The organism is Leifsonia sp. McL0618, assembly GCF_049994905.1.
GTDB lineage: Bacteria > Actinomycetota > Actinomycetes > Actinomycetales > Microbacteriaceae > Diaminobutyricibacter.
The window spans coordinates 3575083-3600322 of sequence record NZ_CP188258.1; the positions used below are offsets into that span (position 1 = coordinate 3575083).

Annotated in this window: 23 protein-coding genes, 1 tRNA gene and 3 pseudogenes; 15 read left to right on the top strand and 12 right to left on the bottom strand. The window is 64.8% G+C overall.

The features are described 5' to 3' along the window. The first annotated feature begins 82 nt into the window (after positions 1–82). From ACPPVQ_RS17370 to ACPPVQ_RS17400, 7 genes are read left to right on the top strand one after another with little or no spacing between them, the layout of a single operon-like run. Positions 83–1264 (top strand): MFS transporter, encoded by a 1182-nt coding sequence (locus tag ACPPVQ_RS17370; RefSeq protein WP_426516381.1) that lies wholly within the window; start codon positions 83–85, stop codon positions 1262–1264. Continuing rightward, entirely contained in the window at positions 1261–2268 is a 1008-nt protein-coding gene (locus ACPPVQ_RS17375; protein WP_426516382.1) for an alpha/beta hydrolase fold domain-containing protein, read from the top strand. The genes ACPPVQ_RS17370 and ACPPVQ_RS17375 overlap by 4 nt, the downstream gene beginning before the upstream one ends. Continuing rightward, positions 2265–2771 carry a pyridoxamine 5'-phosphate oxidase family protein gene (locus ACPPVQ_RS17380; RefSeq protein WP_426516383.1) on the top strand — a complete coding sequence of 169 codons (507 nt, stop codon included), beginning with the start codon at positions 2265–2267 and terminating at the stop codon, positions 2769–2771. The genes ACPPVQ_RS17375 and ACPPVQ_RS17380 overlap by 4 nt, the downstream gene beginning before the upstream one ends. Positions 2772–2783: 12 nt before the next feature. Continuing rightward, complete coding sequence (locus tag ACPPVQ_RS17385) at positions 2784–3581, top strand: HpcH/HpaI aldolase family protein (protein ID WP_426516384.1); 798 nt, start codon at positions 2784–2786, stop codon at positions 3579–3581. A 42-nt stretch (positions 3582–3623) separates the two neighbouring features. Further along, positions 3624–4469: an amidohydrolase family protein gene (locus tag ACPPVQ_RS17390; RefSeq protein ID WP_426516385.1), complete on the top strand. Its 846-nt coding sequence runs from the start codon at positions 3624–3626 to the stop codon at positions 4467–4469. 4 nt (positions 4470–4473) lie between these two features. Then, complete coding sequence (locus tag ACPPVQ_RS17395) at positions 4474–5595, top strand: hypothetical protein (protein WP_426516386.1); 1122 nt, start codon at positions 4474–4476, stop codon at positions 5593–5595. After that, entirely contained in the window at positions 5592–6788 is a 1197-nt protein-coding gene (locus tag ACPPVQ_RS17400; protein ID WP_426516387.1) for a DUF5624 domain-containing protein, read from the top strand. Before ACPPVQ_RS17395 ends, ACPPVQ_RS17400 begins: the two co-directional genes overlap by 4 nt. 29 nt (positions 6789–6817) lie before the next feature. On the opposite strand, the gene ACPPVQ_RS17405 is transcribed toward ACPPVQ_RS17400, so the two are convergent. Both ACPPVQ_RS17405 and ACPPVQ_RS17410 read right to left on the bottom strand, forming a co-directional pair. Then, entirely contained in the window at positions 6818–7309 is a 492-nt protein-coding gene (locus tag ACPPVQ_RS17405; RefSeq protein ID WP_426521307.1) for an isochorismatase family protein, read from the bottom strand. A 133-nt stretch (positions 7310–7442) separates the two neighbouring features. Then, a complete protein-coding gene (locus ACPPVQ_RS17410; RefSeq protein WP_426516388.1) occupies positions 7443–8285 on the bottom strand; it encodes an MBL fold metallo-hydrolase in 843 nt (280 codons plus the stop codon). A 248-nt stretch (positions 8286–8533) separates the two neighbouring features. On the opposite strand from ACPPVQ_RS17410, the gene ACPPVQ_RS17415 reads away from it, so the two are divergent. After that, positions 8534–9217 (top strand): SDR family NAD(P)-dependent oxidoreductase, encoded by a 684-nt coding sequence (locus ACPPVQ_RS17415; RefSeq protein ID WP_426516389.1) that lies wholly within the window; start codon positions 8534–8536, stop codon positions 9215–9217. Positions 9218–9242: 25 nt separating this feature from the next. Here the strand turns inward: ACPPVQ_RS17415 and ACPPVQ_RS17420 are convergent, their stop codons facing one another. Together ACPPVQ_RS17420 and ACPPVQ_RS17425 are read right to left on the bottom strand one after the other, a co-directional pair. Beyond that, on the bottom strand, positions 9243–9701 hold the full coding sequence (locus ACPPVQ_RS17420; protein ID WP_426521309.1) for a MarR family winged helix-turn-helix transcriptional regulator: 459 nt from the start codon (positions 9699–9701) through the stop codon (positions 9243–9245). Between the two features lie 279 nt (positions 9702–9980). Then, positions 9981–11486, bottom strand: coding sequence for an MFS transporter (locus ACPPVQ_RS17425; RefSeq protein ID WP_426516390.1), 1506 nt, complete (start codon positions 11484–11486; stop codon positions 9981–9983). A gap of 122 nt (positions 11487–11608) precedes the next feature. On the opposite strand from ACPPVQ_RS17425, the gene ACPPVQ_RS17430 reads away from it, so the two are divergent. Beyond that, positions 11609–12268 (top strand): TetR/AcrR family transcriptional regulator, encoded by a 660-nt coding sequence (locus tag ACPPVQ_RS17430; protein ID WP_426516391.1) that lies wholly within the window; start codon positions 11609–11611, stop codon positions 12266–12268. 101 nt (positions 12269–12369) lie between these two features. Here ACPPVQ_RS17430 and ACPPVQ_RS17435 read toward each other — a convergent pair whose 3' ends face one another. Further along, positions 12370–12987 (bottom strand): isochorismatase family cysteine hydrolase, encoded by a 618-nt coding sequence (locus tag ACPPVQ_RS17435; protein WP_426516392.1) that lies wholly within the window; start codon positions 12985–12987, stop codon positions 12370–12372. A gap of 876 nt (positions 12988–13863) precedes the next feature. Between ACPPVQ_RS17435 and ACPPVQ_RS17440 the strand changes: the two are divergent. Next, a pseudogene (locus tag ACPPVQ_RS17440) lies at positions 13864–14124 on the top strand (IS110 family transposase); the annotation flags it as partial. Between the two features lie 34 nt (positions 14125–14158). On the opposite strand, the gene ACPPVQ_RS17445 reads toward ACPPVQ_RS17440, so the two are convergent. Continuing rightward, positions 14159–15517 carry an IS256 family transposase gene (locus tag ACPPVQ_RS17445; RefSeq protein WP_426516393.1) on the bottom strand — a complete coding sequence of 453 codons (1359 nt, stop codon included), beginning with the start codon at positions 15515–15517 and terminating at the stop codon, positions 14159–14161. 65 nt (positions 15518–15582) lie between these two features. Between ACPPVQ_RS17445 and ACPPVQ_RS17450 the strand changes: the two are divergent. Further along, positions 15583–16401: pseudogene (locus ACPPVQ_RS17450) on the top strand (transposase); the annotation flags it as partial. A 32-nt stretch (positions 16402–16433) separates the two neighbouring features. On the opposite strand, the gene ACPPVQ_RS17455 reads toward ACPPVQ_RS17450, so the two are convergent. The 3 genes from ACPPVQ_RS17455 to ACPPVQ_RS17465 all read right to left on the bottom strand — a co-directional run bounded on the left by ACPPVQ_RS17455 (position 16434) and on the right by ACPPVQ_RS17465 (position 18136). Further along, the gene (locus ACPPVQ_RS17455; protein WP_426516394.1) at positions 16434–16721 is read right to left on the bottom strand and encodes a hypothetical protein; all 288 of its coding nucleotides are present in this window, start codon (positions 16719–16721) and stop codon (positions 16434–16436) included. A 79-nt stretch (positions 16722–16800) separates the two neighbouring features. Continuing rightward, entirely contained in the window at positions 16801–17322 is a 522-nt protein-coding gene (locus ACPPVQ_RS17460; protein ID WP_426516395.1) for a nuclear transport factor 2 family protein, read from the bottom strand. A gap of 187 nt (positions 17323–17509) precedes the next feature. After that, positions 17510–18136, bottom strand: a complete 627-nt coding sequence (locus tag ACPPVQ_RS17465; protein ID WP_426516396.1) for a TetR/AcrR family transcriptional regulator — start codon at positions 18134–18136, stop codon at positions 17510–17512. A 962-nt stretch (positions 18137–19098) separates the two neighbouring features. On the opposite strand from ACPPVQ_RS17465, the pseudogene ACPPVQ_RS17470 reads away from it, so the two are divergent. Continuing rightward, positions 19099–19380: pseudogene (locus tag ACPPVQ_RS17470) on the top strand (tyrosine-type recombinase/integrase); the annotation flags it as partial. 136 nt (positions 19381–19516) lie between these two features. After that, on the top strand, positions 19517–20626 hold the full coding sequence (locus tag ACPPVQ_RS17475) for an IS1249 family transposase (protein ID WP_426516397.1): 1110 nt from the start codon (positions 19517–19519) through the stop codon (positions 20624–20626). A 120-nt stretch (positions 20627–20746) separates the two neighbouring features. Here the strand turns inward: ACPPVQ_RS17475 and ACPPVQ_RS17480 are convergent. Further along, positions 20747–20836 (bottom strand) — tRNA-Ser (locus ACPPVQ_RS17480). Between the two features lie 104 nt (positions 20837–20940). On the opposite strand from ACPPVQ_RS17480, the gene ACPPVQ_RS17485 reads away from it, so the two are divergent. Beyond that, entirely contained in the window at positions 20941–21726 is a 786-nt protein-coding gene (locus ACPPVQ_RS17485; protein WP_426516398.1) for an SGNH/GDSL hydrolase family protein, read from the top strand. On the opposite strand, the gene ACPPVQ_RS17490 is transcribed toward ACPPVQ_RS17485, so the two are convergent. After that, positions 21723–22649, bottom strand: coding sequence for an alpha/beta fold hydrolase (locus ACPPVQ_RS17490; RefSeq protein WP_426516399.1), 927 nt, complete (start codon positions 22647–22649; stop codon positions 21723–21725). The genes ACPPVQ_RS17485 and ACPPVQ_RS17490 overlap by 4 nt on opposite strands. A 145-nt stretch (positions 22650–22794) precedes the next feature. Here ACPPVQ_RS17490 and radA point away from each other — a divergent pair, with 145 nt between their 5' ends. Then, positions 22795–24156: a DNA repair protein RadA gene (gene radA, locus ACPPVQ_RS17495; protein ID WP_426516400.1), complete on the top strand. Its 1362-nt coding sequence runs from the start codon at positions 22795–22797 to the stop codon at positions 24154–24156. 20 nt (positions 24157–24176) lie between these two features. Here radA and ACPPVQ_RS17500 read toward each other — a convergent pair whose 3' ends face one another. After that, positions 24177–25238, bottom strand: coding sequence for an SIS domain-containing protein (locus ACPPVQ_RS17500; RefSeq protein WP_426516401.1), 1062 nt, complete (start codon positions 25236–25238; stop codon positions 24177–24179). Positions 25239–25240 lie beyond the last annotated feature (2 nt).

The window sequence follows — 25240 nt, forward strand, 5'->3', positions numbered from 1 at the left end:
CGTGTCCGCACCGCTCACCGATCGAGTCGATGATCCGACTTCCTTTCGCAGCCCACAGTCACCCCGTCGACTCCTGCCGTCGATGGCGGTACTCGCGTTCGTCATGTTCGCCAGCTACGCGGGCGTGCTCCAAGTACTCCTGCCCAATCAGCTGACCACGCTCGATGCGTCACACAAGGTGGCCGACCTATCGATCATCGCGACGGTTTCGCTGCTGTTCACCCTGGTGACCCAGCCGATCATCGGCACCTTCAGCGACCGCACGCGCTCACGGCTCGGTCGACGCGGCCCGTGGATCATCCTGGGTGGTGCGACCGGTGGCGTGATCGTCGCTTTCACGGGCGCACTCACCTCAGTGGTGTGGGTCGGCGTCTTCATCATCGTGGGTCAGATCTGCCTCAACGCCATGCAGGGCCCGTTCACCGCGATTGTGCCCGACCGGTACCCGCGCGAGCGTCGAGGCGTTGCAAGCGCCATGTTCGGTATCGGCACCTCGGCCGGCCTGACGATCGGCGTCATCGTGGCCGCAAACCTGGCGGCGCAGATCGGCATCGCCTACGCGATCTTCGGCGGGACGATCTTGGTGGTCGCGCTGGTGTTCGTGCTCGTCAACCGCGACTACTCGAGCGCAGCATCCCGAACGGACAGGCTCACCTGGCGCGCGTTCGTCGGCGGATTCTGGGTCAGCCCGCGGCGCTACCCCGATTTCGCCTGGGCGTTCGCGGCACGGTTCTGTTTCATCCTCGGCTACTTCCTCGTGCTCTTCTTTCAGCTCTTCATCCTCACCGACTACATCCACCTGAGCGTTGCAGACGCCAACAAGACGATCGGCCTGCTCGCCGTGATCACACTCGTGACGACCATCGTCTCGGTCGTGGTCGGCGGGGTGTGGAGCGACCGGGCGGGGCGACGCAAGGTGTTCGTGTATGTGGCATCCGGATTCATCGCCGTCGGTCTGGTGATCCCACTCCTCCTGCCATCGGTCGGGGGCATGATGCTGATGAGCGCCATCGCAGGCATCGGCTTCGGCCTTTACACCGCGTGCGATACGGCCCTCATGACCGAGGTGCTCCCCAAAGACGGTGCGACCGCCGGCAAAGACCTCGGCATCCTCAACATCGCCACCAATCTGCCGCAAGCGCTCAGCAGCGCCGTGGGCGGCATCCTGATCGCGACGCTCGGGTACAGCGCCCTCTTCGTGGGCGGCATCATCGCCGTTGTTGTCGCAGCGTTCGTGATCTCGCGAGTGAAGTCCGTTCGATGAACATCCCCACACTGATGACGCGACTCGCGGCGTTGCAAGGTCACCCAATCCCGATCTCCACACAGGCAGCCCCGCCCGACGGCGAGGCGAGCGAGACGATCGACGCAGACTCGTCGCAGCAGCTCCCGCAGGCGAAAGGCGTGAGGCTCGTGCGCAACGTCGAATACGCTCGGCGCACCACCCGTGAAGGCAAGTCCCTCCGGCTACGACTCGATCTGATGATTCCGCAGCAGCCCGGACCGCACCCACTCGTCGTCTTCGTTCCCGGAGGCGGATTCATCATGGCTCCCAAAGCCGGTGGCGCACGGATGCGACGCTACGTGGCAGCATCCGGATTCGTCGTCGCGAGTATCGAGTACCGCACGGTTCGCCACGGCGCGACCTATCAGGATGCGCTCGATGACCTGGCGGACGCCGTGCGCTACCTGCGCGAGCACGCGAACCAGTACGCGATCGACCCGCGACGCGTCGGGCTCTGGGGCGAGTCGGCAGGCGGATACCTGGTGGCCATGGCCGGGGTGGGAGGCGACGAGTCGCGCTGGGGAGAAGAGGGGTCGCCCATCCGCGCGGTCGTGGATAAATTCGGGGCGTCCGACCTCTTTCGCATCAACGAGGGATTCGACGAGGAGACGGTGGCCAAGACGCTGGTACCCGGCAACGCGCTCGCCAAATTCAGCATCGGCCCCGCGGCCTCCGTTCTCGACGACGACCCGGACGCAGTGCATGCCGCCGACCCCGCGCGTCTGGCGGGACCCGCTTCCGCGTCGTTCCTGATCTTCCACGGCACCGACGACCGCATCGTCTCTCCGGTGCAGACCAGCATCCTGCACGACGCGCTGCTACGCGCTGGCGCACGAAGCCGACGCGTGCTCGTGCGCGGCGCCGGTCATGGCGACATCGCAGTGAAGAGCGGCGAGGAGAAGTACTGGACGACGGTGCCGATGGCGACCCTCACGATCGACTTCCTGCGCGCGGAGCTCGCGGTATCGGATGGCTCGGCATGAGTGCGGCGACGGCGTCGTTCGCGAGCGAACTGGATGACCTGCAGTCGAGGTCACTGCGCGAGATCCTTTCGACCAGTCGGCTCCTCAGCCTCGCCACGGTGTCGCCCGACGGCGAAGCGCACATCAACACCGCGTTCTTCGCCTTCAGTGCCGATTTCGCGATCTACCTGCTGTCGCCCACGACCAGCGAACATGCGACGCATGCGGGCCTGAATCCATCGGCCGCGGTCGCCGTGTTCGACTCCCATCAGACGCGGGAGCGACGACGGGGCGTGCAGCTGTTCGGGCGGCTCGAAGAGGTTGCGCCCGGTGACGGCGACGCTGTACTGGCCTGCTTCCGGTCGCGTTTTCCCGATGTCGCCGGCGAAAACGAGACGTACGACGACGTCGTTCTCACCCACGGCTCCGCTCTGTACGCGTTTCATCCGGAGCGAGTCAAACTGTTCGACGAGGCACTCCTCATCGCGGATGCCTACGTCGAGATTCCATCGGCCGTCGGTTAGCGAAGGAACCGCATGCAATCCTCACCGACAGCCCCACTGCTCCAGGCGCTGCACCTCGGCGAACCCCAGCTGATGTTCGGCATCCGCATGAGTCGAAGCACGGATGCGGTGCGCATCGCCGCTTCGACCGGGCACCACTGCGTCATGATCGACCTCGAACATTCGACGATGTCGACCGACACGGCCGCCACTCTGGCCGCGGCGGCACACGACCTCGGACTCACGTCGCTGGTGCGCGTTCCGGAGCGCGAGTACGGCATGATCGGCCGGCTGCTCGACGGCGGCGCCGACGGGATCATCGCACCCCGAGTGGAGACTGCCGACGACGCGCGGACCCTGGTCGACGCCTGCCGGTTCCCTCCCCGCGGCCATCGCTCAGCGGTGACCCAATTGCCGCAACGCGGAATGACGCCGGCATCGGCGGCCGACCTGAATCCCGCAACCGACGCATCGACGATCGTGAAAGTTCTCATCGAGTCGCCGCGCGGTGTTGCGAACATGGCCGAGATCGCCGCGGTTGCGGGAGTCGACATCGTCGGCATCGGGGCCAACGACCTCTCCGCCGAACTCGGCATCCCCGGAGACTACGACGACCCACGTATCGCCGCTGCGGTCGCCGAGCTCGTCACCGCGGTGCACGCCGAGGGCACGCTGGGCATGATCGGTGGCGTCCCGCCCGGGCCCGCGATGCGGCGCTTCCTTCAGGCCGGGCTCTGTCCACTCGTGCTGACAGGCACCGATTCCGGCTTCCTCTACAGTGCCGCGTCGACGCGGGCAGCCGAATGGCTTGCCGCCGCGACGCCCGAATGATTCGAGGCGACAGTGGATCTTCCGTTTTCGGTCACTACGCCGATGCGCGCGGCCGAAACCAACACCCCGCCGGCATTCGCCGTGCCCGCGGGCGCATGCGACACGCACTTCCACATCTTCGAGGCGGGGTACCCCGCGGTTGAGAACCCGCAGTACACCTTTCCCGACGCCTCCCTGGCGAAATATCTCGCGCTGACCGAGGTGCTGGGTATCGGCCGCATGGTGATCGTGCAGCCCACCTACTATGGTGACGATGACACGCTGGCGATGGATGTCGTGGGTCGGCTGGGCGACCGGGCGCGCGCCGTGATCCGGGTGCGCGACGACGTCGACAACGCCACGCTCGAGTCGTATGACCGTCGAGGCGCACGCGCCATCAGGCTCGACCTGTTTCAGCGGCGCGACCGGCCCGTCGATGAAACGCACGCCTACATCCGTCAGATGGCGCGCCTCGCGCGACCCTTGGGCTGGCACCTTCAGTTCTACGCGCCGGGTGCCGTCGTGCACGCGCTGCTTCCGCGCCTCGGCGATCTCGACGTACCGTTCGTCGTCGACCACCTGGGCTACCTGAAACGATCCGACGGATTCGGCGACGAGGGCGTCCAGGGCATTCTGGACGCGCTCTCGGCCGGCAACTGCTGGATCAAGCTCAGCGGCGCCTACCGTGTCGCAGCAGACGAACCCATGAGCACCGTCACACCACTCGCGCGCGCCTTGGTGGATGCCCGACCGGATCGTCTCATCTGGGGCAGCGACTGGCCGCACCTCCCTGACGGGCAACGCGACACGGGCGAGTTGATGAACCTGCTCGCCGAATGGGCGCCCGATCCCGCCGACCGGGAGACGATACTGGTGCACTCCCCCGACGTGCTGTTCTTCGGGCACTGAGTCCGTGGCCATCGACCAGGGTGCACTCGGCCACCCGCTGATCACCGAACTGCAGCGGATTCCGACGACCGGAGCGCGCGCGGTCGAGCCGTTCCTCCTGTCCGGCGAACTGTGGCTCGCCGTCCCACAACTCGCCGCCGATTCGCCCGGCACGCCAGACGGCATCAACGGAGGAAGCTCCGACAGCGCGGTTCAGCTGTTGAGGGAGGGGCGCCGAGGATTCGTCCCGGCTGGCGAGTTGCCCGTCGGCGGCGGCGAGGACGTCGAGGTGTTCACGATCGGCAGCCGAGTTTTCGCAGCCGTCGCCTCCATCCGGTCGGGTTCGGGACCATACGATTTCGCCACGACCTCACGACTCTTCGCGCACGACGGCTCCTCGTTCGTTCCATTCCAAGAGTTCGACACGTTCGCGGCCAAGGAGATCCGACATTTCCGGATTCGCGGCGACGACTACCTCGCGATCGCCCAGAACGCGCCGGGCGGCACGCGGACCAGCACGGTGTTGCGCTGGGACGACGACCGATTCACACCGTTTCAGGATCTCTCCTCGGTCGCCGGCTACAACATCGCCGTCTTCGAGATGGAGGGTGTCACCTATCTGGCGCATGCCGACCATGCGGCTCCGAGTCGGCTCTATCGATTCGAGGGCGGTCGTTTCGTCGAACACCAGGAGCTGATGCGTGCCGGCGGTCGAGCGTTCCTCCTGCTGAACGATTCGACCGGCACCTACCTTGCCATCGCACGCATCGACGGCGACTCGCTCCTGCTGCACTGGAACGGCGAACGGATGAGTGAGCATGCGGTGCTCCCGGGAGGGGCTGGGGGCAGGGAGTTCGCGCGCATCGACACCGCGAACGGCGCCTATGTGCTGCGAGTCGACTTCATCCACGGCACGCCGGCCGACCCGCAATCCGACCTGATGTCGCATGTCTATCGGTGGAGTGGCGGGATGCTCACCCGCGTCGGCGGGTTCCGCACCACGGGAGGCACTGACGTCGCCGTACTGCCTGGCCGCAGATTCGCGGTGTCGAACGGGCTGGCCGCCGTGCCGCGACCAGGCAGCACGTTCGCGGCCGACATCGTCATCTACTCGTTCGATGACGGCACAGCAAAGGGGTCAGAATGACACCCGGCGAGAACACGTTCTTCGAGGACCCGCAGTTCCGTAGGCTCTTCGCCGCCTACAGCGACTCGAAGACGCCCGGACGCGACTCGATCGCAGACCACCTCTCCGTGCTCTCGCTGCGCGAGCACACTGCCGATCCTCTGATCGTTGCGACCTCGACGCACATCGCGTTCTATCCGGGTGACGGCCTGACACCGCAAGTGCAGGGGTTCCGCCTGCAGATCCCCGGGTTCACCGAGCTCACCGCCATCTCCCACCTGGGGCCGGCGCTCGGAACTCTCGTCGCCCTCAAGCAGCGCGGAGAAGAGGCACTATGGCGCGACGACGCGGGCCGGCTTCTCGAACGCACGCGGGAGGTTCGCGCCAGCAGCACGGCCGCGCTGTGGGGTCGGGAACTCGACATCCCAGCCTTCGCCGGCCGCGAAGAAGCCATCGCTACGATGGTCGACTACGCCTGCGCGCTCGCGATCAGCTACCTCGAGCGCACCCTCCACGAACCCGGGTACCTCTCACCCGAATCCCTCCGCCGTGACTACCTCGAGGTAAACACGGCCGAGTTTCCGGTGTCGGGCAACAAGCTCATGGTCGCAACGTTCGCCCTGTATGCGCTCGACCACGCGTTCCGACTGCGACAGTGGACAGGCCGGGTCGGCCTCGACTGGGATCGTGTGCTTTTCGTGATCACCGGCCGGCAGGGTCGCCCCACCGCCGGCCTCACCAAGTCGACGACGAGTCTCGTGCGCGTGTTGCGGCATCTGTCGGAGAACCGCCTCGCCCTCGACCGGACGTTCATCATGCCCACCGCGCCGGGGTTCGACCCGCCGCACGGCGATGACCTGAGCGGAGTCGTCGCCGCTGAAGCGCCGCTGCGGTGGCTCCTGGCACGGGTGATGTCGTCGGTCGAACTGGCGCCTCTGATGTTCGACGGCTACCCCCGCTTCGCCGAGCCACCGTTGCTGGGAGCCGAACTTCGCGAAGGCGCGATGGAGGTCTCGGAGTTTCCGCCCATCCGCGGCCGCGACGACTGGGTGACCATGATCACCCGACTGCGACTTACCCTCGAAGACCCGCGACAGCTGTTAGCGACCGGCGTGACCGACTTCATCGCCGAGCAACTCATGCGGGTTCACGGGAACCCCAGCGCCGTAGTCGTGCCGGGCCTCGATACCGAGCGCTTCCCTCCCATCACGTGATGTCGGGTACGCTGGCACGCGTTCCAGCACTATTCAGCTTCGTTCGTGAGACGGCCGACCACGATGTCGCGAATTTTCCCGGCTGTCTGCGCCCGTGCCCAGTCACGTTGAAGTTCGCACGCAACTGATACCCAACTCACCGGCTGCGCACCGGCTTGTTCGATGCGCCTGAGCCCGGCGCGGTGGGCCTCCTCAGAGGTGCCCCCCACAGCATCGACCACGGGGTAGACGTCGAAGCCTTCGCGTAGAGCGTCGAGAGTGGGGTAGGTCAGACACGCCTCGGTCCAGAGAGCACACATCAGCAACTTGCGTCGCCCGGTGCTTTCGATTGCAGCGCGGAACTCGATGTCCTCCCACGCATTGATCTGCGTGCGGTCGATCTCGATTTCGTCGGCCAGCACGGCCTTCAGTTCCGGGATGGTCGGCGCGAGCCCATTCCCTACATTGACGGTCGACAGAACGACGGGCATGCCGAAAACTTTGGCGATCTTCGCGAGGCTGACAGAGTTTCGCGTGAGCAGCGTGGGTCCATTGAGCGGATGTCGGAGACCTGAGTGGGCTGGAAATCGATGACCACGAGTGCCGAGTTCTCCGGCGTGAGTAGCGGATCGGTACTCGGGTCACGACGTTGTTCACTGGTCATTTCTCTGCTCCTTACGGGTGAACCTGCGAGCCCACGCCTTTGTCGAGTCGGAGCGACTGCATGAGCATGAACGTGGTCGTGTAGGTGAGCGCCTCGATGTCCGCGGCAGCAAGTACTCCGGTGTACTTCTCCACGACTGGTCGGGTGGCGGTGGTGGTGATCTCAGTGAGATACCCGTTGACCCAGCCCCACGCGTTCGCCCCGTACTTCACGAAGTACTGGGTGGGGTCGACCGATGCCAACGCGGCAGCCGATGCAGCGACGATGTCGGCGATGTACGCCTGGTGCAGTTCGACGTCGGCGCGGGTACCGAGCCTTCCGAGATGGCCGGCGATGAGATGCGTCCACGAGTACTCCAGCGCTTGCGCGGCCGCTTCGATGTATCCCGGCATGTCCTCGCTGAGGTTCGTGTTGAAGATCGGAACCCAGCCGGGGTTGACGATGTCGATCAGCATGAGGGCGTCGTGGCCAGGGAAATGGATGAAGATGTTGTCGGGAGTGTGATTCGCACCGTGGAATGCGAGGTTGACCCGCTCGCCTCCGACTTCGAGCCTGTACGTGTCGGCAAAGGTGACATCCGGTGCGGGTCGGGTCGGATCGTCGTCGCGGAGGAGCAGCCGTCTGGTCTCCGCGTGGCCGATCAGAGTCGCCTTCGGGAAGAGGTTCGCTGCGCCGGCATGGTCCGCGTGGTGGTGTGAATAGACCAGGTGCGTCACCGTGTTCGGGGTGCCCTGTTCCTCGGTGATCTCGTCGATCGCGCGCTGAAGGTTGTGGCCGAGAGTGGGCGGCGCATCGAAGAGAACGACACCGTCCACTGTGGCCAGGAACGCCGCGACATAGACACTGTCAGTCACCCAAAAGAGATTCCTTTCCACTCGGCCGACGTGGAAACCGTGCTCATTCACGGTGGGGCCGAGCGCGGATTCGGGCAGTGGCGCGTAATCCGGGAGAGCGGGAGAGGCGACCGTATCGGACATCGTGTACTTCCTTCGCAGTTGGTGCGAGCCGTGCTCGCACGGTGGTCATACGCTCGCGACGCTAGACCTTTTTATTTGCGTGCGCAAGCACTAGTGTGTCTCGGGTCGAGGATATGGAGGACCCCATGGACGAAGCAGAAGTTGCGATAGTGGTGGGCGCGGGCGGAGCGTTAGGGCGGGCGGTCGCGGTCGGTCTCGCAGGCAAAGGCTTTTCGGTCGTCGCCGTCGACCGAAACAAGAGCGGACTCGAACAAGTGCCAACCGGCATCCACCGCGAAGTCGCCGACCCCACCGATCCAGACGCCGCTGCCGCGGTTGTCGAACGGATCGTCGCACAATACGGTCCGCCGGGCGTTCTGGTCAACACGATCGGTGCGTTCGGGCTTGACGACCTGAGCGGAGCGACTCCTGACTCGCTGACCCGGATGATGGCTGTCAACGTGGGCGCGGCCCTGTGGCTGAGCCAGGCAGTTGTGCCGCATATGCGCGAGCGTGGATCAGGCTCGATCGTCCATGTCGCAGCACGCAACGGCCTCGACGCGTCTCCCGGCACATTGACCTACAGCCTGAGCAAGGCGGCCCTGGTGCATCTCGTGCGCATACTGGATAACGAACTGCGATCTAGCGGCATCCGAGTCAACGCGGTAGCGCCGCAACTGATCGACAGCCCATTCGCTCGTGCGTCTTTTCCGCCCGAGGTCTGGCACCATGCAGTGGCACCGGAGGCGATCGCCGACGTCATCGTCGCTCTCGCACTCGACGACACCGCTCCAGTGAGCGGTGCGATCCTGCCCACCTACGGAAATTGACTCGGGTCAGCGACACCTGTCACGATCAGGCCGGACGATTGGACTCGCGGACCCGACCAAGAAATGGTTCCAACATGTCGGCAGCGGCCTTGACCTGCGCAGGTTCGAGATGGTCGAAGAGCGCCTCGCGAGCCCGGTCGACCTGTACCGGATACGCCCTGGTGATCATGTCCCGCCCCTTTTGCGTCACGCTCGGCACGGCGCTCCGCGCGTCGACATTGCTCCTGACCTTCTCGGCGAAACCTCTCCGTTCCAAATCGGCAACGACCCGGGTCGTCCGCGAAGGGGAGAGCCCGGCAACCGAGGCGAGCCCGCTCATCGAAAGGTCCTCGCTCTTCGCCTCGGAAAGAACGAGGAGAACCGCGAACTCCGACAGCGTGAGCCCCAGGGCACGGAGATCGTCATCGAGGAGCCGAGGCAGGGCGCCGTTCAGACGCATGAGCGTTCGCCACAGGCGATCCTCATCCTCATTGAAATCAAGCATGGCCACACCATATCCCTTGCGTCCGCAAGCAAACCGCGAGTCCCACTCGAGTGGAATGGAACAGATTCGATGATCGGGTCCGACCGCTTTCGCATCGGATCCCACAACGTCGCACGCGTCGGGTAGGGCGCGATGCAGATCTCGCAGCGGTGAATCTCCGTATGCCCAGCCCAGCCGGAACCTCGCTGGGACAGTCAACGGGGTAAGTGAAAGCCGCTTCGGGTGGTACCGCGAGCGACCTCGATGCGTCGTGTGCCATCGAGGTCGCTCGCTCAAGTCCTACTTCGCCGACGCCTCGAGTTCGTCGAAGTCGTCGACGCCTGCCGCGGCCGCTTCTGCGCGACGTGCCCGCAGCGACGGCGCGACCAGCGCGGCGATGATCGCCAGCACACCGACACCGGCCGAGACCCAGAATCCGATCGTGAACGCGTCGTCGGTGGGCGCGCCCTGCGCCGAGACGTTGGAGGAGATGACCGCGGCGATGACGGCGGTTCCGACGCTGCTGCCGACGGTACGGATGACGGTGTTGGCGCTGATCGCCTCACCGGTCTGCGCGGCCGGGACGCTTTCGACGATCGCGTTCGACGTCGCGGCGAGCGCGAATCCGATACCGATGCCCGTGAGCACACCCGAGAGGATGATCTGCCAGTCGTCGGAGTGGCCGAGAGCCGGGATGAGGAAGGCGACGGTCACCGAGATACCACCGAGGACCATCGGGATCTTCGGGCCGATCCGGCGGATCAAAGCGCCGGCGACGACACCAGCGATGATCATCGCGACGACGGTCGGCAACAGGTAGAGACCGGCTTCGCTGACACTCTTGCCGAAGCCGTAGCCGAGGATGGTGGGGAGCTGCAGCAGGGTCGGCACGAGGATGAAGGTGCCGAACATCGCGAAACCGAACGCGAGCGCGACGACATGGGCCGTCCAGACACCGCGGTGCTTGAACAGGCGCACGTCGATGAGTGGGTTCTTGACCCGCAGTTCGACGAACACGAACACGATGAGCGCGATGCCGCCGCCGACGAGCAGGCCGACGGTCTTGCCGTCGCCCCAGCCCCACTTCTCGCCTTCGCTGATCGCCAGCAGCACGGCCACGAGGCCGATCGAGAGGATGGCCAGGCCGAGCACGTCGAGACGGCCGGGCGTGCGCACCGGCGACTCGGGAATTCCGAAGATGGCACCGAGCAGGGCGATGGCGACGAGCACCGCCGGAAGCCAGAACAGCCAGTGCCACGACAGGGCTTCGACGATCGGGCCGGCGGCGACGATTCCGACACCTGCCCCGATGCCGAAGATCGCCGAAAGCAGACCGATGGTGACGCTGACGCGCTCGCGCGGCAGTTCGTCGCGCACGATGCCGATCGATAGCGGCATCACGGCGCCCGCCGCGCCCTGCAGCACGCGCGCGACGATCAGCACACCGAGGTTGGGAGCGAGGGCCGCGAGCACGGTGCCGACCAGCAGCAGAGCGAGCACGACGATGATGATCTTGCGTTTGCCGACCATGTCGCCCAGGCGACCGAGGACCGGCGTCAGCACTGCCGCTGAGAGCAGGTAGGCGGTCAGCACCCAGCTCGCGTCGGCCGTCGCGACTCCCAGGTCTTTGCCGATGGTGCCGAGAGCCGGAGCGACCAGCGACTGCAGCACCGCGAACGACAGGCCGCCGAGCGACAGGAACAGGATGATCGCCGTACTGTTCGGTCGCTTCGAACTCGCACCGTGGCCGGCGCCGGTCGAGGTTGGAACCGAACCCGTGGCAGGGCTCTGGACAGTGGCAGACATGTATCTCCTCGCAATGTAAGCAGTTGCTGACTTGACGAGTATTCCTTAACGGATGACAAGTGTCAACCAATGTTTACATCGGATGAACCGACGGCTACAGTGACCGGTGGGAAGTGAGATAAATGAGCACAGTGACCAAGGAGTCCACCGAAACGCTCGCCGAGTCGGCTCGCAGCGCGGACGACGAGTTGGTCCGATCGGGACGGGACGCCGACGCGACCCGGCGCGCGCTGGTGAGGGCGGCACGCCGAAGATTCGCCACGTCGGGCTATCGCGCCACTACCGTTCGGCAGATCGCTGCCGACGCCGGGGTGAACCTCGCCCTGATCAACCGGTACTTCACGTCGAAAGAGGGCCTCTTCGAAGCGTGCATGCAGCGAACTTCCGACGAACTCGACACACAGACCCCGACCCGCCCAACCAACCTCGATGATGTGATCGAACGCCTTGTCGGCCACGTCATGAACGCACCCGACGGCGACGACCCCCTCCAATTGCTGCTGCTGTTGCGTTCCTCCGGTGACGAGAACGCCGACGGCATTCGCCGCAGAACGATGAAGCACTTCGCGGAGAGGCTCGCGACAGCCGCCGGCTGGAACCCCGACGACCCCACGACAGCGCCGGTGCTCCTCCGTGCCGAGATCGCCATCGCGACGATGCTGGGCGTCGTCATGCTCCGCACCTCCGGCTCGATGCTGCCGATCGCAGCCGCCGGAGCGGACGAGTTGGCCGACCCACTCGGACAGATCTTCCGCATCCTCCTGGCGAAACCGGGCGACTAGCGAGGTGCGTCAGCCGGCGATAGCCCATGTGCATCTCGGCCCGGCAAGAAGTCTGCTCAATACCTCGAAGGGATTTCGGAGCGTGGAGTGTGGCAGCGTGCTCAGGCGGTCAACTGGTTGATCAGCTCGTCCGTGGTGAGGATGGCATGGGCGAAGGTGGGCCCGTTTATGGCGTGGGCGGCGTGCATTGCTTCGGGGCTGAAGGCGCTGGTGGCATCGGTGACGAGGGTCACGTGGTAGCCGAGTTCCATCCCGAAGCGACCTGCCGACTCGATGCAGGTGTTGGCGATCATGCCGACCAGGACGATGCGGCGAATGCCGTGCTGTCGTAGTTGGAGGTCGAGGTCGGTGTTGGCGAAGCCGCTTGCTCCCCAGTGTTCGAGGGCGACGATGTCACCAGGCTGGGGTAGGAAGTCGTCGTGGAAGGTGCCACCCCACGTACCTTTGGCGAAGACTTGGGCCTTGGCCGAGCTCAGCTGGTAGGGCGTGGCGTTCTGGAAATCTTCATAGTCCCCGGGCTGCCAGCGGTGGTGAGGCACGAAAACAATCTGGATACCTGTGGCCCGCGCGGTCGAGACGACCTGGCGGAGGTGCTCAAGCAGGTGAACTTCTTCGGCAATGGCCGCGACGCGAGGCCATAGTTTGCCACCCTCGCTGATGAAGTCGTTGTAGGGGTCAACCAGCAGGATCGCGGTTGTTGAGGGGTCGTAGTTCGTCACAATTTCTCCTTGGGATCGGTCACGGTCGGTTTCGAGTGACGCCCCCGTCATCAGCGGCTCTCGCTAAACACGCTTGGAGACAGCCGAACGGGCGGAGTACCAAAGCGTGCGGGGGTTATCGCGGTCGCCATGTAACGTGAACATCTCCGCGACGACTTCTTCGACGGTGACGCCCTTGTCGACGATGCGGCTGAAGTCGCGTAAATATTGCCCAGGAGTCTGGTCTCACGCCTTGAGGCTACGCCTGACCTCCTTCCCGATGAGAGCTAGGGGCAACAATCAAATCGGACGGTCGAAGGCGACGTCTCGGGGCGTGCACAGCAGTTGCACCACAAGGCGCCGACCAAAAGCAGAAAACCCCTGTTAACCAGGGATTTTCTTTGGCGGCACCGGGTGGGATTTGACTCTAATTCGGCCCCTTATAACTCGAGGCAGTCGGCCAACTTCCGCGGAAAATCAAGGGATTTGGGTATCAGGCGATCTCACTGGATCGAGTTGGATCTTCCTCAGTTGTAGTCAAAATGTAGTCAAATCAGAATTCGCGAGGTTGCGGCTGCCTGTGTGATGTCTGTGAGTCTTGCGGTGGCTGGTCTGGGACTGGCTGTCGAGAATGGTGTCGGCCGTTCTGTTTGGGCGTGACTCGTGTGATGTTTGGCCTCCGGTTGGGTGCCTTTCCTGAGATTTGTCCGCCTGAGCAGCGTGGCCGACACCGCCCGGCTCGCCTCGGTGGCTTGATCAGAAGACTGTCCAGCCCCGTCTTTATTGACGAGATTGTGACTCATCACAGACCTGCCCCGAAGTGACTTCTTCCCGGATCGGTGTCGGCCGCTAGCGGCCGGACCTCTTTTTCCCGGATCAGGAAGGAATCCAACCGCTATGACCATCGTTGCGCGAAGTCATACATTCGTCATCGGCGTGGATACACATGCCAAAAACCACGCCTTGGCCGTCCTCGCCGCCACCGGCGAGGCTGTCGATGATGGCCAGTTCCCCACGACGTCCGCCGGCATCGCTCGGATGATCGATTGGGCAGGCCGCCGCACCGGCGGTGATCTGGAGGTGTTGTGGGTCATCGAATGCGCGGCGACTTACGGCGCCCGACTAGCGAAGGCCGTTGCCGCTGCCGGGTATCCAGTAGAGCCTGTCAAGGTGTTTGTGTAAGCGGCGCTGCTCATAGGTAGGGTTCGATGCGGTCGGGGTAGGCGATCGCGAGTTGGGCGAGGGCGGTCTTCCAGCTAGTGGTGACCTGGCCTTCGACGAGGCGGCCTTCGGCTTTGCGTTTGGATCCCCGTTTGAGTCCGCGTTCTCGGAGTCGGTCGCGGGCGCGTTTGTCTTCGATGTCGCAGATGGCCAGCCAGAGCAGTTTCACGACGGCGTCGTCGGAGGGGAAGTGGCCGCGGTTCTTGATCACCTTCCGCAGCTGGTAGTTCAGCGACTCAATGCTGTTGGTGGTGTAGATCACTCGGCGCAGCATCGGCGGGAAGGCCAGGAACGGCGTGAACCGGTCCCAGGCGTCGGTGAATACCCGGATCGTGTTCGGATTCGCTTTGCCCAGCTCAGAGGCGGCGAACGCTTCCAGCGCGGCCCTGGCAGCGTCGGCGTCGGCGGCTTGATAGATCGGCTTGAGCGCGGCGGCGACGGCTTTGCGCTGCCCGTAGGCGACAAAGCGCATCGCAGCGCGAATCAGATGGACCACGCAGGTCTGCACGATCGAGTCAGGCCAGGTCGCCTCGATCGCTTCCGGGAACCCGGTCAGCCCGTCGCAGCAGACGAAGAGGACATCCTCGATGCTGCGGTTGGCCAGCTGGGCGCAAACACCAGCCCAGAACTTCGCTCCCTCCGTGGCCTGGACCCAGATGCCCAGAACATGCTTGATGCCGTCCATGTCGACGCCGACAGCGATGTGAGCGGCCCGGTTGCGGACATGCGCACCGTCACGGACCTTGACCACCAGAGCATCCAGGTAGATCACCGGGTAGAAGGACTCCAGTGGCCGCGTCTGCCAGGCGATCACCTCGTCCATCACCTCGTCGGTGATCTTGGAGATCGTCTCCCGGGACAGCTCGGTGCCGACCGTTGCCGTCAGATGGTGTTCGATGTCCCGGATCGTCATCCCGCCGGCATAGAGCGAGATGATCATCTCGTCCAGTTTCCCCAGACGCCGGGACCCTTTGGGCACCAGCATCGGGGTGAAAGTGCCATCCCGGTCCCGGGGGATCGAGAGCTCGACATCGCCGACGCTGGTGCCGACCGTTTTCGGGAACGTGCCGTTACGCGAGTTCGGATAGAACTCGGCCTGCGGGTCGCCTTTCTCATAGCCGACATGCTCGGTCAACTCAGCCTGCAACCCGCGTTCAAGGCCGGCTTTGATCAGCTGCTGGATGAACCCGTCATCGCCGTCGAGCTTGAGCTGGCCAGCGTCGATCAAGGCATAGATCTCATCCAGGGCACCCGAGGCTTCCAACGCCTCGACGCCAGCTCGTTGGGCCCGGCGACGCTGCTCACGCTCCTGCTTATCAACCATGGACATCAGTGTGACTCGACTTTCAGTAAGGAGCACCGCCCCTTACACAAACCATCTGACACCCTCATCCAGTAGTCGAGGCCGCCAGAATGAGCGCCAAGGCCAGTCGCGGCGTCGGCAAGTCTGATCCGCTCGACGCCCGCAGAATCGCCGCAGCAGTGCTTCCGCTAGAGGAAGACCGGTTACGCCACCTGCGACACGACAACGGGATACGGGGCGCTTTGCGCGTTGTGATCGCCGCCCGAAATCACATGACCAACGACCGCACTGCGACCATCAACACCCTGATCGCTCTTCTACGTGTCGTCGACCTCGGTATCGACGCCCGCAAGCCATTGACCTCGAACCAGATCCTCGCCGTGTCACACTGGCGCGCACGAGCCGAGGACATCAGTGCCGGCGTCGCCCGAACCGAGGCAGTCCGACTGTCAAAGCGGGTACTTCAACTCGACCAAGAGCTCTCTGACAACCTCAAAACGATGACGAGCTTGCTCCGCGAAAGCCCCGCCAAGTCGCTACTCGACATGCCGGGCGTCGGACCCGTCATCGCCGCGGTCGCCATGGCCGCCTGGTCCCACGACGGTCGCCTACGCAGCGAGGCCGCGTTCGCGAGCCTCGCAGGCGTGAACCCCATTCCCGCTTCGTCAGGCAACACCGTGCGCTACCGACTCAACAGAGGAGGCGACAGAGAGCTCAACCGGGCACTCCACATGGCGATCATCGTTCGCATGCGCTGGGACCCCCAAACCAAGGAATACGTCGAGCGGCGCACCGCGCAAGGGCTCTCGAAACGAGAAATCCGACGATGCCTGAAACGCTACCTAGCCCGACAGATCTACCGAACCCTCACAAAAACATCCCGGACCACCGACAGCACTTGCGAAACATAGAAGAATCTCAAGACATCTCTGACGAATCTGCATCAGGACATCTCTGACAGTCCCTTGGTTTTGGGTGGTCCTCGGGGTCCGCGAGGGTTGCCGCTGCCGACGTATTTGATGCCGGGTTTGGGCCAGGGGTATTCGGCCAGGAGGGTGCCCTGGGCGTCGAAGATCATCAGCCGGTCGTTTTCTTCGATCCGGTAGGCGATGCTGCCGGCGAGGGTGCGGCTGGCCGTGATCAGTAAGCCTGAGAATGCGAACCGACAGGGCCGCTCTGGCGGTGCGGACAAGATCGCTTCAAGCGCCTGAGCGGATCGTCCGGCCGGCACCGTATCCGGCGAGCCAGTCGCCGAGTCGCTGGGTACTCGTCGACGCCGGCAGGCGCTCGCGCAGCGCTCGCTGGCGCGTCTATTGGCCGGGCGGTACCCAGTCGGCGGGAAGGCCGGACTGGCTCAAAAGGGTCGACAGGCTGTAGTTATCCGTGTTGCTGGAGATGAGATCGCCATTGAGAATCAGGATCGTGGTGCCCCTCACCGCGAATGGCCGTGGTGCACCTCGCACCTGGCCGGAGTAAACGGTTTCGATCGCGACACGGTCTCCGCCCCGGAATGCGTCGAGTACCTCGACGTGAACGTTGGCGATCAGCTGGTCGGTTCCTGACTTCCAGGCCGCGACCTCGCTGGGTCCCCGGAATACTCTGCCGAGGGCGAGGTCAGTGTAGACGCCGTCTACGGTGAAGAGCTTCGCCAGCTGGTTCGGGTCCGTTCCACTCCATGCGGACGCCCACTTGGCGGCGATGGCGGGAACCGGAGAGTCCTCCGTGTCGGCCTCCTTGGACTGCGTGGCGCCGTCGTTCGCAGCGCCGGCCAACGCGGGTCCTGAGTGGCCATAAAGAGCTGTCGTGAGCGCGCCGAGGGTGGTGGCCGTCACGAGCAACAGAGTCAGGGCGCGGGAAGTTCGGTGCATTTCGGTACCTCTTTCGTCAGCGACGGAGCATCACTATGTGAATGGTGATCACACTAGACGCGCCGTGATATCCGGGTAACCATTCACTAAGCGAATGGCATTCGCGAATTCGGCCGGCGCCCGCCAGGCGGAGGACCCGACCCGGTTCCGGTCAGAACTCGCCGGCACCCGGATCTTGAGCCTGCTCGATGAGCGTGGCGACCTCTGCCTCGTAAAACAGCTGAGGGTCGATGCCGGTCGCGGCCAGATGCTGGCTCAGCTCCAGGCTGATCACTCCGTGCAAGCGCGTCCAGCAGGCCACTCCGAGCGCGAGCAACCGCGGGGGCAGGCCCATCGTCTCGGTGCGTTCGGCCCACGAGGCCAACTGATCGTCAAGGGATGACGCTTCCCCGTTCCGATCCCCGAGAGCTCTCGGCGGGCGCACGGCGAGAGCACTGAGACAGGTGAGAATGACACCCGTGCTGCGCGAGGCTGCCGGAAGGTCGCGGCCCGAACCCCTTATTGTCTGGAAGATCAGCCGGTAGGCGTTGGGTTGATCCACTGCCCATGCCCGAAACGTGGACGTCACCGCGGTGAAGCGTTGTTCCGAGTTCGCCGGACTTCGTCCAGCCATCTCGATCGCATCCGCTAACGCGTTGTACGCGTCGACAACGAGATCGGCAATGAGCGCCTCGCGGTTCTCGAAGTAGCGATAGAACCCGGCAGGTGCCATCCCCATCGTGCGCGCAATACCGTTCAACGAGACGGCGTCCGGGCCCCCGGCCGCGATCTGATCCATCGCGTGCGTCTTGATCTCCCGAATGGTCTGCTCTCGGCGCTGTTCACGCCGACTCGGCCGCGCCCCCGCTGTCATCACCTATCCATTCACTCACAGGCGAGGGACTTGCGCGCCGATCAGGTCGGCGCGGCAACCACGTGCCAATGGCAAGAACGAGGATGAGTCCATCGAAGGCCCTCCTCGCCTGCCCTCTCAGTCGCCCCGCGCGCTGCGCAAACGGCTGGTGAAACTGACTTCGCATTCGTGTCGGTCGTACTCATGAACTTCAGAGAGTGCCCGGCATTGGTCGGGTGAGATGTCGGCAATCGAACGAATCCAGGTTCGAAACGCCCGGATGCGTTCATCCACGGACACAAGTCGCTCGCGACCGCCATTCCCCCTCTTAGCCGGTTCGGAGGGAGAGTCCGCCAGAGTCATTGCATCGTGTCGAGGATATGCCGCAGCGCAATGGACGCGAGCAAGAACCACAAAGGCAGTACTCTTGCCCGCGGGTGAAATGCGCCGCGTAGTCGGAGGGGCTCCAGGTGCACGGGCAATTTCGGCGACGTGATCCGATTGTGCGCAAAATGTGCACAGGTGCGAATAAAAATAACCGCTGATCAGGTATTTACGTCCGCGGGAGGGCTTGGGATTCGAACTCTATCCGATCCTCTGACGGTGGGGGATTGACTGCGGAAATCCGCGGAAAATTAACGATCTTGGGGCCCGTTCAACCCTGCTCCGACCAGTTACGACCTCACACGGTTGTGCGCAAAGTGTGCGCACAAGAAAGTCCGGCGCGAGTCGCACAGGCTGTGATGTATCAGGACATGCCTGAGGAAACTGCATCAGGACATCTCTGACAGTCCTTTGGTTTTGCCTGGCCCGCGGGGTCCGCGAGGGTTGCCGCTTCCGACGTATTTGATGCCGGGTTCGGGCCAGGGGTATTCGGCCAGGAGGGTGCCTCGGGCGTCGAAGATCATCTCCGGCACACTGCGGCAAGCCTCGCGATCAGTGCCGGCGCAAACGTGAAGGCGGTGCAACGGATGCTTGGACACTCGTCCGCCGCCATGACCCTCGACACGTACGCCGACCTATTCGATGACGACTTGGACGCCGTGGCGCTCGCGCTCGACTCCGCGCAAGTGGAATCACGCCCCGCTGACCGCTCCATCCTCGGCGAGCAGGGAAACACTGCGAAGACTGACGAAGCCGCGGGAGCCGAACTGATCCGACCGACGACCGCTAGTTTCTGCCCTTTGTGAGCTGTGTGATCGCAGTCGAGCGATTTCAGATGTAGTCAAAATGTGGGTTATAGGCCAAAACGTGTGGATGGGATCTTGATCTGGCCGCGTGATTCCGGGCTGAAACAGAGGTTGTTATACCCGGGCATGCTTAGTCGTGCTGAGTCCGAGCAATACGACGTCTTGTCTGGTATGCGCTGCGACGCTGGTAAAGAACGGGAAGACCGCGGCGGGAACTCAGCGGTGGCGCTGCCCGGACTGCGGTGCCTCCAGTGTCCGACGCCGTGAGGATGTCACCCGCCGGCATCAGCTGGTCGAGTTCCTGACTTGGCTGCTCGGCAAAGACTCCCAGGCCGAAGCCGACCACCACGCGTCCGCGCGGACCTTCCGTCGCTCGGTCGCCTGGTGCTGGGACGTCCAGCCGCGGCTGGGACCGGTGACCACGACCCACCATCAGGTCCTCGTCGACGGGGTCTGGGTCGGCTCCTGGTGCTTGCTGATCGCGGTCACCGAACGCCTCGAGGTGCTGGCCTGGCAGTGGTGCGCCCGGGAATCGACCGCCGCCTGGAACGCCTTGTTCGAGCGCATCCCGGCACCGGCGGTGATCGTCTGCGACGGCGGCACCGGCATCGTCTCCGCCCTCCGGCAGAGCTGGCCGGAAACCCGGATGCAACGCTGCCTGTTCCACGTCCAGATGAACATCCGCCAGCACCTGACCCTGAACCCCCGCACCGACGCCGGACGACGCCTCCTCGGCCTGTCCCGGGCTCTCTCCACCGTCCGCACCGTCGAGGACGCGATCCAGTGGCAGATGAACCTCGACACCTGGTGGCGAGCCCACGGCCACCTCACGAAGGAGCGCACGATCCGGGACGGCCGGTTCTGGTTCACCCACGACCGGCTCCGCAAAGCCTGGCTACTAATGCGCAAACTGACCCGCGATGACGTCCTCTTCACCTATTTGGATTACGGCAACGCCCGCACCACATCCCCGCTGGAAGGCGGCATCAACAACGGCATCCGGCATGTCCTTCGCGCGCACCGCGGCATGAGCGAAGCACACATGAAACGCGCCGCGGAATGGTTCCTCACCCTGCACGAGATCCCCCTCCAGGACGCCCACCAACTCATCACAACAGCGCCGGAACCCGAACCAGAGCCCGAGGAACCCGACACCGACGACACAGACACGCCAGCCCTTTACGACAGCGGCCTCACAGCCGACGAAGGACTCTGGACCCGCTCAGGCTGGGCCGGCCGCAGCTGACACGCCCAAGCCCATCCACACGTTTTGGCCTATAAGCCCAAAATGTAGTCAAACGGCTTTCCGCGGACATGAGATAAGCCCCGGATCCCTGTGTTTTCAAGGGATTCCGGGGCTTTCAAATGGCGGTACCGGTGGGATTTGAACCCACGGTGGGCTTTCACCCACACAACTTTTCGAGAGTTGCACCTTCGGCCGCTCGGACACGGTACCGCCGACTACTGTACGCGAACAGGGACGTTTCACGCCAATTCAGAGGCCGTGCGTTCTCTGTGGACAACCGTTCCGACCGGCAAGGGCAGCGGTACAGTTTTCTGATGGGGACGAAAGCAACGTGGGCGATGGTCGGGGCGGGCATATCGACCGCGACCGTCGCCATTCTCAGCTGGCTCGGCTTGCGCTGGGCCAACACACGTCTCGAACGCAATCGGGTCGTCGTGAGCGAAACGCTGCCCGTGCATTCCCAGTGGTGGCGCGATCATGCCAAGAGGGAGGGCGAACTGCTCTATGTCGCTCTGGGCGACAGCGCGGCCCAGGGCATCGGCGCCAGCGTTCCGCACAACAGCTACGTCGGTCTCATCGCAAACCACGTGCGTGAGGTCACCGGGCGGTCGGTGCGCGTAGTCAACCTGAGCGTCTCCGGCGCGACCGTGGCCACGGCTGCAGCAGAGCAGCTCCCCCGGTTCCGCACGTTCACGCCCGACCTCGTCACGGTCGCGATCGGAGCCAACAACATCTCAGCGTTCGATCCGACGGCTTTCGAGGAGGGCATCCGCGCAGTGTTCGATGCGCTCCCGCCCGATGCGATCGTGGCCGACGTGCCCTGCTTCTACCTGCCCCACAACGAACGCAAGGTGGCGGTTGCGAACCGCATACTCCGTGAGGCCGCCGCGGAGCGCGACCTCACGGTCGCCCCGCTGCACGAGACGATGAAGCGGCAGGGAGTGAAGGGCATGCTCACTCAGTTCGCCAACGACATGTTCCACCCGAACGATCACGGTTACCGGGTGTGGGCGTCCGCCTTCCTGCCGACGGTGACGGCACGGATGCTGGAGAAATACCCCGACGCGGCCGACGATCCCGTCGACGCGGCGACCCCCTAACTCCTGAGAATCGCACCCGGTGCGAGGTGCGACAGCACGCGGCCCCAGGCCGGGATGATCACCAGATGCCCTCGCTGCGGGAACATCTCGACGCGGGCATCGGCAAGGGCGCGCTGGTACCAAGTGGCGTGCGCGTTGCCGGCGATCGCATCCGCCTGCCCGTTCACGATCAGGGTCTTCGCCTCTACCGACCCGACGTCGAACCCCCACGGGCGCGCTGTATAGCTGAGGATGTCTGCGGCGAGACCCCGCGTGCCCTGCGCGACGGCATCGCGCATCATCAACTCCAGCCGATCGCGCGCGCCGGGCAACTCCAGAACCGCGTCGTCAATCTCGGATGCGCCGACCGCGTCCAGCGGAACCCGACCATCCGGAGGCGCCTGAAGTACCGGACCGAGCTGGCCTTCGAGCATCTCGCTGAGCTGGGCGATGGCATCGTCGGGGCCGTGTTTGCCCAGCTCATCTGACATCGCTGCAAGCTCCGGCGGGATCCACGGCACGAACTCGTTCGGCGCGGGGGTCGCGACGATCGCGACCCGATCGACGAGCTCCGGATGCCGTGCTGCGACCGCGAGCGCAACCCGCCCGCCCGCGGACCAGCCCGCAATCCCGACCTCGGCCGGCCGCAGTCCGACCGAGACCTCATCGAGTCGCAGAACGCGAAGGTACTCGGCGATGTCGTCCGCATACCGGGCGATGCTCGGCCAGTGTCCGGCAGGAAGCGGATCGGATGCGCCATAGCCGGGTCGATCGAGCGCCACGATGTGCACGTCGCGGGTGTTCGTGACGAGCGGATCGGGGTCGAACACGGACGAGCCGGGCGCGGAGTGGCAGAAGACGATGAGGCGATCGGCATCGGGGTCGCCGAGACTCGTGACGCCTACCCTGCGACCCGACGCCAGCGTGAATGAGAGGTTGGCCATGCGGATCATTGTCCGCCGAACCGGCGACAGTGGAAGGGAATTGTCCACAGTCTCGCTTTCGGCGGTGACTGTGCACAGCAACGGCGTCGCGCCACCCCGATGACGGTGGTCGCGCATACAGTGGTGAACGACCGAGGAGGCGCGCGTGGCGAAAGCCCAACTCAACTACCGCTGCACCGAATGCGGCTGGACGACGGCGAAATGGGCCGGCCGCTGCAGCGAATGCCAGGAGTGGGGCACGGTCGTGGAGGCAGCCGCAGAGACCGGCATTCTTCGCGCCCTGAAACCGGTGCAGATCAGCGAAGCGAAAGCAGCGCGCTCGATCATGGCCATCCCCACCAGCATCGTCAGCCACTGGCCGACCGGCATTGCGGAGTTCGACCGCGTGCTCGGCGGGGGCATCGTCCCCGGCGCTGCGGTTCTCCTCAGCGGTGAGCCGGGCGTCGGCAAGTCGACCCTTCTCCTCGAGGTGGCGTCGAAGGCCGCGATGAGGCAGTCCCGCGTGCTTTATGTGAGCGCGGAGGAGTCAGTCAACCAGGTGCGGCTTCGCGCCGAGCGCACCAACGCGCTGCACCAGAACCTCTTCCTCGCCTCCGAGACCGACCTTGCAACAATCGTCAGCCAGATCGATGCGGTCGACCCGCAGCTGGTGATCGTCGACTCGGTGCAGACCGTCTCGAGCTCGAACGGCGAAGGTCTCGCCGGTGGCCCCAGCCAAGTGCGCGAGGTGGCCGCGACGCTCATCCGTGTCGCCAAAGACCGCAACCTGCCGGTGCTGCTCGTCGGCCACGTGACGAAAGACGGCTCGATTGCCGGGCCTCGCCTGCTCGAGCACCTGGTGGATGTGGTGTGCCAGTTCGAAGGCGACCGCCAGACGAGCCTGCGTTTCGTTCGCGCGCTCAAGAACCGGTTCGGGCCCACCGACGAGGTCGGCTGCTTCGAGATGACGGCAGACGGAATCGCCGAAGTCGCCGATCCGAGCGGCCTCTTCCTGAGCCGCGCGGCAACGCCGGTCTCGGGCACGTGCGTCACCGTCGCGATGGAGGGCAAGCGGCCGCTGCCGGTCGAGATCCAGGCCCTGGTCGTGCGCACCACCGCACCGAATCCCCGGCGCGTCACGAACGGAGTCGACTCGTCGCGTGTGGCGATGCTGCTCGCGATTCTCGAACGGCGTGCGGGCATCCGCATGAGCGATCAAGACGTCTACATCTCCACGGTCGGAGGTGTGCGCCTCACCGAGCCGGCGGCCGACCTGGCCATCGCCATCGCGGTCGCCTCGGCCATGCACGACCACCCGGTCGCCCACACGCTGGCGGCGTTCGGCGAAATCAGCCTGGCCGGCGAGATCCGGCCCGTATCCCACAGCAAGCAGCGCATGGCCGAGGCCAAGCGCCTCGGGTTCACCCTCCGTCTCGACGACGAGACCGTGACGATCATGCAGGCGCTTCGGCGAGCGTTCCGCTCGGGCGCGAACCAGCGCGACCGCGAGCTCGACGCCGCATTCTGAGCGCAACTCGCTGCGCACGCCTACACCGCGGCAATCTTCGTGTCGTGCTGCTCGTACACGAACTGCTCGATCGGGAACGGCTTGTGTTCGATCCCATGTGCGAGCGCAAGCTGTGCAATGACGACCTCGATGATTGGCCGCACGAAACCGCCCAGCGCCGGGTCGACAGTGACGATCGTGAGATTCGGATGCCCTGCTGACGGCACATCGGCGATGTCGGCCGCAGTGACCAGCACGACTTTCACTCCCGCATCGAGTACTGAGTCCGGCACCGTCAGCTCGCGGCCGTCGCCGAAGATCAACACGGCGGTGTCATCGCGCTGCACCTCCATCGGTCCGTGCAGGTACTGGTAGGTCTCGAATGCGGCGCTCGGCGTGCGCAGTCCTTCCCTGATCATCAGCGACACCTCCGCCGCGGTCGCATAGGAGGTGCCGCGCCCGACCACGTCGATCGCCGCCGCCCCCGCCAGTATCCGGCCGACCACTCCCGCGACCTCGTCGTAGTCGGTCAGCGCCGATGCGACCAGGGCAGGGATCTGCGCGACATGGTCGTCGGCGGCGACGATTCCGAGGCGGTCGACGAGGAGCGCGTAGGCGAGCAGTGTCGCCGTATAGCCGACGGTGTACACGGGGGAGTCGTCGAATCCGCCGAGGCCGAGACGCACATCGATGACTTCGCTGATCTGGGCATCCGGAAAATTGCTGATCCCGATGCGACGCCCAGGCGTCAGTCGCCTGGCGGCCTCGATCGGCTCCGGGCTGCGCCCGGACTCGGACACGATCACGTAGTGGTCGGCGGGCTGGAACCCGGCACCGGCACCCCCACCGGCACCACGACCGGGATCGCCGACGAGATCCGACGCCGTCAGGTTCACCGCACGATAGCCTGCGGCGCTCAGCACGGCCACGAGCGCGTGCCCAGAGTGACTGGACGCGCCCATCGCCACGACGGCGATCGTCTCCCCCGGTTGCCAGGGGGCGATCGTCGCCCGGTCGAGGTCGCGAACGAGGGTGGACTGTGCGACGGCGAGGTTCTCAGGCTGCGAGCGCATCGCGTCGACGAACGGGGCCTTGCTTGACATGC